This is a genomic window from Streptomyces sp. AC602_WCS936 (assembly GCF_019049125.1).
In the GTDB taxonomy this organism is placed as follows: domain Bacteria; phylum Actinomycetota; class Actinomycetes; order Streptomycetales; family Streptomycetaceae; genus Streptomyces.
In genome coordinates this window covers 1-10,834 of record NZ_JAGMUF010000059.1, presented here as the reverse complement: position 1 = coordinate 10,834, position 10,834 = coordinate 1, and the positions used below count along the sequence as shown (strand labels likewise).

Annotated in this window: 8 protein-coding genes; 2 read left to right on the top strand and 6 right to left on the bottom strand. The window is 73.9% G+C overall.

Annotation, left to right across the window (positions count from 1 at the left end; genetic code table 11):
• The 6 genes from KUM03_RS21280 to KUM03_RS21255 all read right to left on the bottom strand — a co-directional run.
• On the bottom strand, positions 1-3,757 hold a 3,757-nt coding region (locus KUM03_RS21280; protein WP_217250870.1), incomplete at its 3' end, for a type I polyketide synthase.
• Between the two features lie 121 nt (positions 3,758-3,878).
• Positions 3,879-4,757 carry a thioesterase domain-containing protein gene (locus KUM03_RS21275; protein WP_217250869.1) on the bottom strand — a complete coding sequence of 293 codons (879 nt, stop codon included), beginning with the start codon at positions 4,755-4,757 and terminating at the stop codon, positions 3,879-3,881.
• Entirely contained in the window at positions 4,747-5,037 is a 291-nt protein-coding gene (locus KUM03_RS21270; protein ID WP_308406372.1) for an acyl carrier protein, read from the bottom strand. Before KUM03_RS21270 ends, KUM03_RS21275 begins: the two co-directional genes overlap by 11 nt.
• A gap of 70 nt (positions 5,038-5,107) precedes the next feature.
• Positions 5,108-6,391 carry an FAD-dependent oxidoreductase gene (locus KUM03_RS21265; protein ID WP_308406373.1) on the bottom strand — a complete coding sequence of 428 codons (1,284 nt, stop codon included), beginning with the start codon at positions 6,389-6,391 and terminating at the stop codon, positions 5,108-5,110.
• A gap of 266 nt (positions 6,392-6,657) precedes the next feature.
• Positions 6,658-7,533, bottom strand: coding sequence for a BTAD domain-containing putative transcriptional regulator (locus KUM03_RS21260; RefSeq protein WP_217250868.1), 876 nt, complete (start codon positions 7,531-7,533; stop codon positions 6,658-6,660).
• A 259-nt stretch (positions 7,534-7,792) separates the two neighbouring features.
• Positions 7,793-8,470, bottom strand: coding sequence for a MerR family transcriptional regulator (locus tag KUM03_RS21255; RefSeq protein ID WP_217250871.1), 678 nt, complete (start codon positions 8,468-8,470; stop codon positions 7,793-7,795).
• Between the two features lie 119 nt (positions 8,471-8,589).
• On the opposite strand from KUM03_RS21255, the gene KUM03_RS21250 reads away from it, so the two are divergent.
• Together KUM03_RS21250 and KUM03_RS21245 are read left to right on the top strand one after the other, a co-directional pair.
• Positions 8,590-9,003 carry a DUF3291 domain-containing protein gene (locus KUM03_RS21250; protein ID WP_217250867.1) on the top strand — a complete coding sequence of 138 codons (414 nt, stop codon included), beginning with the start codon at positions 8,590-8,592 and terminating at the stop codon, positions 9,001-9,003.
• A 184-nt stretch (positions 9,004-9,187) separates the two neighbouring features.
• Positions 9,188-10,561 (top strand): MFS transporter, encoded by a 1,374-nt coding sequence (locus KUM03_RS21245; protein ID WP_254399675.1) that lies wholly within the window; start codon positions 9,188-9,190, stop codon positions 10,559-10,561.
• Positions 10,562-10,834 lie beyond the last annotated feature (273 nt).

Sequence of the window (10,834 nt, the reverse complement as noted above, 5' to 3'; positions counted from 1 at the left end):
TGATGGAGTCGATGCCGAGGTCGGCTTCGATGTCCATGGTGGTCTCGAGCATGTCGGCGGGGTAGCCGGTCTTGGCGGAGACGCTCTCCAGGAGCACCCTGCGCACCTCCTCGGCCGACGTGGCGGCCGGCGCGGGCGAGGCGGCGGGGGCGGCGGCCGGCTCCGGTGCGGCGGGCGCGACGGCTTGCTCCGGTGCGGCGGGCGCGACGGCTTGCTCCGGTGCGGCGGGGGCGACGGCTTGCTCCGGTGCGACGGGCGCCGGGGCCGGTGCCGGGGCGGGGGCCGCGGCCTGGGCGAGGATGGGCGCGTACGTGTCGTACGACGGTGCCGTCGCCGTGTACGGGGCGGGGTGGCCGTTGCCGTTGCCGCCTGCCAGGGCATGCCCGTTGCCGTTCGTGAGCGCGTGGCCGTTGCCGCCTGTCAGGGCGTACCCGTTGCCGTGGGCGAGCGCGTGTCCGTTGCCGCCTGCCGGGGCGTACCCGTTGCCGTCGGTCACGGCGTGGCCGTTGCCCACCGCGACGCCGCTCTCCAGCTGGGCGAGGCTGCGCAGCACCTCGCTGGCCTGGACGTGGCTCTGCCCGATGGCCAGGCTGTGCTGGGTGACCGCGGTGATGCCCGCGACGACGTTCTCGCTCGGGCCGCCGCGCCCGGTCTCCTCCAGCAGCACGCCGCTGAGCCGGTCGGCCACCCGGAGCTGGCCGTCCAGGTACTCCCGGTGCATCGACAGGTGCTCGCCCGCGACCATGCCGGTGGTGACGTAACCGGTGGTGAACGGCACGTCCTGTCCGGCCGCCGGGTACTGCCGCGCGGCCGGAACCGGCGCGGGAGCCGCGGGCAGCGGCGCGGCGGGTGTCTCGGGAGGGGCGCCCGTGACGGGCGCGGGGGCGTCGGCCTCGGTGGCGGACGCGACGGTGTAGCCGTTCTCAAGGGCCTGCCGGTAGGCCTCGCGGCGAGCCTCGGGCACGTGGTTCACTCCATTCAACGGGATGGTCATCCCCTCGGCCGGCGCTGCCGGTTCGGTGTCTGCGGTGTGTCGGTTGATCCGGGTCAGCGGCAGACCCAGGACGAGCAGGTGGGCCGCGAGCTGCTTGAGCGCGCGGTCGCCGTCCCCGCCGGGACCGGCGTCGGCGCTGAGCACGACGACGTCGTCACGGCCCTCGAGGGTGGCCCGGACCAGGCCGGACAGCACCGACCGGGGACCGAACTCGACGAAGACGCGGTAGCCGGCGTCGTACATCTCGCCGACCCGCGGCGCGAAGTGCACCGGCGCGGCCAGCTGCCCCACCAGCACCTCGCGATTGGCCGCGACGCGCTTGCCGTAGCTCGCGCCCGGGGTGTCGGCGAACACCGGGACCTTGGGCGCCCGCACCCGGGCGGACGCCACGGCCGCGCCGAACTCCTCGACGGCGTGCGTCACGTACCGCGTGTGGAAGGCCGCGGCGACGGGCAGCTCCCGCGCCGCGACACCCGCCTCGGCGCACGCGGCGACGAAGGCGCGCACCGCCTCGGTGCCGCCGCCGACCACCACTTGCTGGGGCGCGTTGACGTTGCACACGACGACGTCGTCGTGACCGGAGATCAGCTCCGCGACCCGGTCGGGCCCGGCCTTGACGGCGGCCATCGTGCCGGGGTCCTCGGCACCCTCGGGCCGGGCGGCCATGGCCGCCCCGCGCGCCCGGGAGAGCCGGAAGAAGTCCTCGTCGCCGAGGCTGCCGGCCGCCCACAGCGCGGTCAGCTCGCCGTAGCTGTGACCGAGGACGCCGTCCGGGGCGAAGCCCAGCCCGGCCAGGTAGCGGTACTGCCCGGCCGCCAGCGCGCCGATCGCGGGCTGCGCGTAGTCGGTGCGGCGCAGCTCCGCCTCCTGCCGCTCGCGGGTCTCCTCGTCGAACGCGGTCGGCGCGAACACCACCCTGCCGAGCGGCGTTTCGCCGGCGAAGTGCCGGGCGGCGGCGTCGAAGGCCGCCGCGACCGGCGGCACCGCGAGCGCCGTACGGGCGCCCATGCCGACGTACTGGCTGCCCTGGCCCGCGAACAGCGCGCCCACCTTGCCGCCGCCGTCCAGGGCCGCGCGCCGGTAGAAGGCGCCGCGCGGCAGCGCGAACCCGGACGCTTCCGGGTCCTCGCGCAGCCGCGCCGCGGCCGCCTCCCGCAGCGTCGCCGCCTCCTCGGCGTCCCGGGCGACCAGGGCCAGCCGCGCGTGCGCCGCCGGCACCGGCTCGCCCGGGTCCTGCCCGGGCTCCCCGGACTCCAGCAGCGTGAGCAGCGCCTGCGGGTCGGCGGCGTGCCACACGTGCACCCGGGCCGCGGGGCCCAGCACCCGCCGCTCGGGCGCTTCGCCCGGGTCGTGCTCCTCCAGCAGGCAGTGGAAGTTGGTCCCGCCGAAGCCGAACGAGGACACCGCCGCGCGGCGCCGCTCGCGGGCCGGGTCGGCCACCCACGGCTTGGCCGTGGTGTTCAGGGCGAACGGCGAGCTCGCGAAGTCCACCGCCTCCCGCGGCCGTTCCACGTTGATCGTCGGCGGCAGCGTCCGCTCGTGCAGCGCCAGCGACACCTTGATGAGGCTCGCCGCCCCGGCCGCGGCCTTGGTGTGCCCGATCTGCGACTTGACGCTGCCCACGGCCGCGAACTGCCGCTCCTCGGTCGCCGCGCCGAACACGTCGCGCAGCGCCGTCAGCTCCGTCAGGTCGCCCACCGAGGTACCGGTGCCGTGGCACTCCACCAGGCCGACCTGCTCCGGCCCGAACCCCGCGTCCTCGTACGCCCGCCGCAGCGCGACGACCTGGCCCTCGCGGCGCGGCGCGTAGATGCTCTTGAACCGGCCGTCGCTGGAGGAGCCCATGCCCTTGAGCACCGCGTAGATCCGGTCCCCGTCCCGTTCCGCGTCCGCCAGGCGCTTCAGGGCGAGCATGCCGATGCCCTCACCGATCAGCGTGCCGTCGCTGTCCTCGTCGAACGGCCGGATGCGCCCGCTCTTGGAGAAGGCCGGCGTCTTGGAGAAGCACAGGTACATCAGGATCGTGTTCTCGGCGTCGCAGCCGCCCGTGAGCATCAGGTCGGCGCGCCCGGACACCAGCTCCGACACCGCCATGCGCACGGCCGCCAGCGAACTGGCGCAGGCCGCGTCCACGGTGCAGTTGGTGCCGCCCAGGTCGAACCGGTTGGCGATCCGGCCCGCGACGACGTTGCCCAGCATCCCGGGGAAGGAGTTCTCCTCCCACGGCGCGAACGCCTTGGTGAACTTGTCCGCGATCTCCTCGGCGTCCCCCTCGGACAGCCCGCAGGAGCGCACGACCTCCTTGAGCACCGGCGTCTGCAGTCGCGTGGCCAGCGGCTGGGTCAGCGAGTTCGCGCCGGTGATGCCGAGGACCACACCGGTGCGGGAGGGGTCGTACCAGCCGGAGCCGGTGGCGCCCGCGTCGCGCAGGGTCTGCCTGGCCACCGTCAGGCTCAGCAGCTGCAGGACGTCGGTCACCTCGAGGGTGTTCGGGGGCAGCCCGAACTCCATCGGGTTGAAGGGCACCGTGGGCACGAAACCGCCGCGCTTGGCGTAGGTCTTGTCCGGTGCGCTCGGGTCGGGGTCGTAGTAGTCGGAGATCTTCCAGTGCGTCTCGGGAACGTCCTCGATGCAGTCGGTTCCGTCGACGACGTTGTTCCAGAACTCACCGAGATCACCGGAGCGCGGATAGAGCGCGCCCAGGCCGATGATCGCGATCGGTGTGTCGGCGAGCCTCCGACTGGTGGTGCTGTGCTGAACCATGACGACTCCATGCCGTGGGGCAGGGTGTGGGAAGGCGTGGGCGTACGGGGGTGGGGCGGGGTCGGTCGGTGGAATCGGGGGACCGCGCGGGACGGCGCTCGACCGCGCCGGGCGGGCGGTCCTAGCCCCGGCTGTCGAGGGCGATCGCGGCGGCGCTCTTCATGGCCACCGGGTCGCGCAGCATCGAGTAGTGGTCGCCGGGCGTGTGCTCGACCCTGAGGTCGCCGGCGAGCTGCTCCCAGCCCAGCGGGGCCGGGGTGTCGAGCAGGCCGCGCTCCGGGCGCAGCAGCGTGACGGGGACCCGGGCCGGACCCGGGCGAAAGCCCCGCACGAGCCGGTTGTTGCGCAGCAGTCCGTCCAGGTAGGCGTCGTAGACCTTGCGCAGTCCGGGCAGGGTCGTGCCGGGCCGCAGCACACCGTGGTCCAGTGCCTGGCCGAGCACCGCGGTCAGCGGGCCGTCCACGTCGCCGGGTCCGGCCGGGCCCGCCGCGGGCGCGGTGAGCGTCCCGCCGCGCTTGGCGGCCAGGTACATGCAGAACCAGGGCATCACCAGGTCCGCGCCGACCTCGTCGTCGTCGCGGGTGTAGTCGGGCACCGGCGCGATGCTGTCCAGCAGCACGGCACGGCGGGGGAGCTCCTCCGGGTCGAGCAGCGCGGTCATGGCATGGCCCACCACGCCGCCGAAGGACCAGCCCACCAGCGCCCACGGACGGTCGAACAGCCCGCGTGAGCGCAGTGCGCCGGCGGCCGTTGCCGCCAGCTCGGGCACGGTGGTGCCGGCCCGGCCGCCGCGCAGGGCGGCCTGGAAGTACTCCGGCACCTGCTCCAGGTCCACCACGTGCAGTTCGGTGTGCGGGGGCAGCGCCGTCGCCAGCTCCGCGTAGTGCCCGGCCGGCAGGGCGCCCGGGTGCACCACGAGCACCCGCCGCCGCGGCGTGCCGGACTCGGTGCCGAACGCCTGTATCAGTGGCGGTGCGGGGCGACGTCCGTCAGGCCGCATGCTGCTCCGCCTGCTTCTCCACTATGTGGCGGGACAGCTCGGCGATGGTCGGGTGGTACCACAGGGCGGTGGTCTCCAGTTCGAACCCGAGCCAGTTCTCCAGCTCCCCGGAGAGCACCAGGGCCTCCGTGGAGTCGAGGTCGAACTCGTCGAAGTACTGGTCCGGGTCGACGTCGGACGGCGGCACGCCCAGCTTGTGGGCCACCTTCTCCACGAGCCATGCCTGGACGGCCGCGGGCGTCAGCGGCGCGGTGTTGCGCCCAGCGATGGTTTCGGACACGGTCCACCTCTCAGGTGCGGTGCGTTCTTGTGGTCGGGCGAGGGGGAAGGGAGGGGGACGGCACGGCCGGCTAGCCGGCGGCGGCCCGCAGGGACCGCCGGATCGATTCGGCGGCCGCGCTCCCGGAGTCGAAGGCGGACTCGTGGGAGCCGATGATGTCCGGTCCCATCTTCCGCGAGTGGAAGTACGACCCGGCGAACCGGACGCGGGAGCCGGAGTCGTTGACCGAGTAGATGTCCGCCTGCAGCCGGCGGGCCGGCAGCGAGAAGACCGGGTGCCGGTAGGAGATGTCCGCGACGACGCACTCGTCGCGGATCGGCACCCCGGAATCCAGCGTCAGGAAGTAGTCGCGGGAGGCGGTCAGGCACTGCAGGTCGTTGAGGTAGTAGTTCACCCACGACGCCTGCTTGCCGTCCACCTGCCGGCGCCCGTAGTTCCAGCTGCGCCAGCCCGTGGTGTCCTTGGGCATCACGGCGGCGTCGGTGTGCAGCGTGGCGCGGGTGGGGTGGTAGCGGACGGCCTCCAGCCGGCGCTGCCGCTCGTTGGGGTTCTCCAGCACGCGCAGCGCGTCGTCGGCGTGCGTGGCCAGCACCACGTGGTCGAACCTGGCCGGCTCCGCGTCCCCGGCCAGGACCTCGACGCCGTCACCGGTCTCCCGGACCCGGGTCACCGGTGTGGCCGTCCGCAGCTCGGCCCCCGCCTCGCGCAGGACCCGCTCGGCGGCCCTCAGGTAGCTGACGCTGCCCCCGGTGACCGTCCGCCACGGTGCGGTGCGACCGCCGAGGCCCTCGGCGCCGTGCGCGTAGAAGAAGGCGATGACCGTGCTCGCGGGCATCTCCCAGATCTGCTCGGCCGGGACCGACCAGGCGGCGGTGGAGATGAGCACGATGAAGCCGTACCGGAACTCGTCCGAGTAGCCGTGCCGGTCCAGGTACTCGCCGAGCGGGATGTCCGCCTGCCGGCGCATGAAGTGCCGCGGCGACTCCCGCAGGAACCGCCGCGCCTCCCGCCACAGTTCGACGAAGTCGCCCGGGTAACGCGCCCGGACCTCCTCCTCCGGCAACTCGAAGTCGTCGGAGACGTACGTCGACTGGGCGTCCAGGTCGAAGAAGGAGAACTTCCCCGGATGGCTCTGCGTGGCCACCCCCAGATCCGCGAAGAACCGCGTCAGCTTGGGATAGTGCGGCTCGTTGAACACGATGAACGCCGTGTCGAGGCCCAGGGTGCGCCCCGAGTCCTCGACCTCGATCGTGTTGGCGTGGCCTCCCAGCCGGGGTTCCGACTCGAACAATGTGACCTGTGCGTCGTGGCGCAGGTGGTAGGCCGCGGAAACGCCCGCCACGCCACCTCCCACGACCGCCACTCGTGCTTTCACAGTCCGCCTCCGACTGGCTTTGATGGACGCACCTTGTGCTGTCTCGAACTGTCTTGAACGAGACCGTCGATTCAGACAGAGGCGGGCGGAGCCTTCCGGATACACGGATTCACAAACCGCCTCCTGCTTCGCTGATCCGCGGGGACCGCCGAACGCACGGCCCGGCCGCCCGCGGCCCCGGGGGGTGCCTCGGCGGCGCCCCGGATGGCCGGTATCGGACGGTAGGGGGGCGCGGGCCGCCGGGGCTATGCGGCGGTCCGTCCCACCAGCTCGCTCAGCTGGGCGATCGCCGACTGCAGGGCATGCTGGTCCGACGCTATCCGGTCCACCAGCGCCCGCAGCCGGTCCAGTTCACCGCCCTGACCGGTACCGCGGTGACCGGCGCCGACCTGACCCGCACCGCCGTGACCGGCACCGGCCTGAACGGCGCCGCCCGGTGCCGTACGAACCGGCCGCAGGGTCCGCCCGGTGCCGGCCGGCACCGGCCCGCGGGGACCGGCCATGGCGCGGCTCAGCTGCTCCCGGAAACGTGTGCGCGCCGGGTGCGCGAGGACCGCCTCGCGCAGCTCGGGCACGATCCGCCGGTGCTGCCCGGTGTGCAGCGCCAGGTCGAACACCGCCTCCAGCGCGCCGAGCCGTTCCTGCTCCAGTACGACGGCCAGCGCGGCCCCGATCGGTCCGCGGGGGCCCGCGAGCGCGGCTCCCCGCCACTGCCCGAGCGCCTGACGCAGGAGCAGACCCGCCTCCTCGGGATCGGTGCCGACGAGCGCCCGCGCCCGGTGCACACCGAGCCGGAAGCGCGCGCTGTCCAGCTCCTCGGGCCGCACCCGCAGCAGGTAGCCGCAGTCGCGGGCCACCAGCCGGGCCGCCCCGCAGCCGCCGGGCTCCGCCCGGGACATGGTCTGGCGCAGCCGGGAGGCGTGGGCCTGCAGCGCGTTGCCCGCCTTGGCCGGCGGCCGGGCGCCCCACAGCTCCCGCACCAGGTCGGCGGTGGGAACGAGGGCGCCGGGCCGCGCCAGCAGCGCCTTCAGCAGCTGCTGCTGCTTGGGGCTGGTCGGCGTCGTCACCGTCCGCCGCTTGTCATCGTGCAACTGAAGCGGTCCGAGCATTCGGAACTGCATGGCATGCCTCCCCGTACGGCGTGCGGGCTCCGTCCTCGGCATCGAGTCCACCACGCGCCGTCGGCCCGGTCCTGAGTGGCGATCACTCATCACCCGCCGCCCGCACCGCCCCGCGCCCCGTCCGAAGCTGAGTGATGTCCACTCAGGCGCCGGCGGGGCGGCGCCTGCTTTCCTGACGCCATGTCCCTCTCCCGCACCCGACACCGGTACGCCGGTCCGCACGCACGCCCGTACGCCGGTCCGGGCGTCACCGGCCGGGTCAGCCGTTCCCGAACCGCAGCGCCGAGTGGTGCTCCTGCGCGAGCCGCCGCAGGGCCAGCAGCGCGGGCTCCAGCAGCACGGTCAGCAGCACGGCCCGCTCGGCCTGCTGCAGCGGGTCGCCCGCGTCCCGGAGCTGGTCGAGGTCCAGCCGCGCCTGCCGGTCGGCGAGTTCGGCGTACGGGACGAGCGAGCGCCAGTCGTAGTCCACCCCGAGGGCCCGCATCGTCTCCAGCGTCTCGGCGACCACCTGCGCGGCGGGCGGGTTCGGGGACGTCTTCCAGCCCATCTCGGCGGTCAGCGCCGCCACGTCGTCGCCGGCCTCCCCCGAGGCCGGGTCCGGGTCCGCCCCGGCGGCGGACGGTTCCGCGGCCCCGGCCCGGCGGGGCGGCCTGCCGGACCGCTCGACGGGCAGCGCGCCGAGCACCAGCCCGAGCAGCAGATGCACATCGCCCTGCTGCTCGTCCACCGCGGCCAGTACGTCCTTGGTGGCGCTCACCGACAGCCCCCTCACTCCGATCAGGGAGCGGATCAGCCGCAGCCGGCGCACGTGGTCCTCGTCGTACGCGGCCTGGTTGGCGGCCGTGGAGCGGCCGGGGGGCAGCAGTCCGTCCCGCAGGTAGTACTTGATCGTGGGGATGGAGACGCCGCTGCGGCGGCTCAGCTCGGAGATGCGCATCCGGTTCGCTTCCTGCTCGTTCTGATTTTCCATTGTCCATTCGGATAACGGGTAGTGCCACTGTCCATTACTGTCTACTATGGATAGTGCCACTCACCACTCCTGAAGGCGAGACCACGGTGCCCACGCTTCCCTGGACCGTCCCGAATCCGCCCCCGCCGAACGGCACGGCGTTCGTCATGGCGTCCCGCTTCGAAGTGCGGTCGCTCAAGGACGTGCCGCGCTTCTTCCTGCGCTCCCTGGCCGCCTGGAAACAGGTCCGCTCGGCCCCCGGCGCCTACGGCGCCTCACTGATCGCGCAGCCCGCCGCCCGCGTCTTCTACACGCTGTCCGCCTGGCAGGACCGCGACGCCCTGTACGCCTACGCCAGGACCGAGCCGCACCGCGGCATCATGACGTCGCTGCGCTCCACGATGCGCGACTCCACCTTCACCTTCTGGGAAGTCGACACCGCCGGACTGCCCATCACCTGGGACGACGCCAAACGCCGGCTGACGGAGCAGGCCCGCACCGACGCGGCGGGCAGCGCCTGAGCCGCGACGAGACCTCCGGCCCGGGGGCGTCCCCCGACCCCGGGCCGGAATCCCCCTCCCGAAGGCCGCGCCGCGCCGCGCCCCGTCTCCCCGAGGAGTCCCCTTGAGCACCGCATCGCTCCCGAGCGCGGCCGAGCGCCGCCGCCCGCCCCTGTGGCTGTCGATCGTCGCCTGCAGCGTCCCCATGTTCATGGTGGCCCTCGACAACCTGGTCGTCTCCACGGCGCTGCGCACCTTCGCCACCGAGTTCCAGGCCGACACCACGGACCTCCAGTGGTTCGTCAACGCCTACGTCCTCAGCTTCGCCTGCCTGCTGCTGACCGGTGCCGCCCTCGGCGACCGCTTCGGCAGGCGGCGCCTGTTCGTCCTGGGCATCGCCGCCTTCACCCTCGCCTCCCTCGGCTGCGCCTTCGCCGAGACCAGCGGCGAGCTGATCGCCGGCCGGGCCGCGCAGGGCGTCGGCGCCGCGGCCGTGATGCCGCTGTCGCTGACGCTGCTGGCGCAGGCGGTGCCCGACCGGCTGCGCAGCCTGGCCCTCGGTCTGTGGTCCGCGGTCAGTGGCCTGGCCGTCGCCCTCGGGCCGGTCGTGGGCGGTGCGGTCGCCGACGGCCTCGGCTGGCAGTGGATCTTCTGGATCAACGTGCCGGTCGGCGTGGTCGCCATCCCGCTCGCCCTGGTTGTGCTGCGCGAGAGCAAACTGCCCGGCACCCGCGTCGACCTGCTCGGCATGGTGCTGGCCACCGGTGGCCTGGTCGCGGTGGTCTGGGCGATCGTCCACGGCGAGTCCGACGGCTGGACCTCGGGCACGGTCCTGGGCGCCTTCGCCGCCGGTGCCGTACTGCTGGCCGTCTTCGTCCTGTGGGAGCGCCGCGCCGAACAGCCGCTGCTCCCGCTGTCGTTCTACCGGATCCGCCCGTTCGTGCTGTCCAACGTCGTCTCGGTCGCGATGTACTTCGGTGTCTTCGGCTCGATCTTCCTGCTCGCCCAGTACCTCCAGGTCGCCCCGGAACGCAGCCCGCTGCACGCCGGTGTCCTCACTCTGGCCTGGACGCTCATGCCGATGTTCATCGCCCCGCTGGCCGGCGCGCTCACCGACCGGGTGGGCGGCGGACGGCTGATGGCGCTCGGCCTGTTCCTCCAGGGCGCGGGCCTGGCCTGGCTCGCTCTGGCGGCCGGCCCGGACACCCCCTACTCCCGGCTGGTCGGCGGCATGATCATCGCCGGTGCGGGCATGGGCTTCGCCTTCGCGCCCACGGCCGCCGTCGTCCTCGGCTCCGTCGCCCCCGAACACCACGGCAAGGCCTCCGGTGCCAACACCACCGTCCGCGAGGTCGGCGGCGCCCTCGGCATCGCCGTGCTGAGCACGGTCTTCCTCCACCACGGCAGCGACCGCGCCGGCCCCGAGCAGTTCGTCGACGGCCTGCGCCCCGCCGTCTGGACGGGCGTGGCCGTGGTCCTCGTCGGCGCCCTGTGCGCACTGGCCATCCCCCGCCCGGCCGCCGGCCCCGCCCCGGCCCCCGCCGATTCCGACCACGCCAAGACCCCGGCCCCGGCCTGACCCGCGCCCGACGGTCTCGCCCCGACCGTCCCGGCGCCCTCGCGACCGGGCCGGCCCGCCGCCGACGCCGCCCCGCCGAGGACCCTTCCGGCGGGGCGGCGTCCCACGCGCCGGGGTACGGCGAGGGGTCACTCTCCTGGGGTTGCCCAGGGGCCGCCGCCCGGGGCACCCTCCCCGCAGCTCTCGCAGCTCTCGCAGCTCTCGCAGCTCTCGCAGCTCTCGCAGCTCTCGCAGCTCTCGCAGCTCTCGCAGCTCTCGCAGCTCTCGCAGCTC

What these genes read in the sequence shown, in the direction of transcription:
- KUM03_RS21275 (WP_217250869.1), bottom strand. Translation starts at nt 4,757, where the DNA reads ATGCGGCCTGACGGACGTCGCCCCGCACCGCCACTGATACAGGCGTTC.
- KUM03_RS21260 (WP_217250868.1), bottom strand. Translation starts at nt 7,533, where the DNA reads ATGCAGTTCCGAATGCTCGGACCGCTTCAGTTGCACGATGACAAGCGG.
- KUM03_RS21255 (WP_217250871.1), bottom strand. Translation starts at nt 8,470, where the DNA reads ATGCGCATCTCCGAGCTGAGCCGCCGCAGCGGCGTCTCCATCCCCACG.
- KUM03_RS21245 (WP_254399675.1), top strand. Translation starts at nt 9,188, where the DNA reads ATGTTCATGGTGGCCCTCGACAACCTGGTCGTCTCCACGGCGCTGCGC.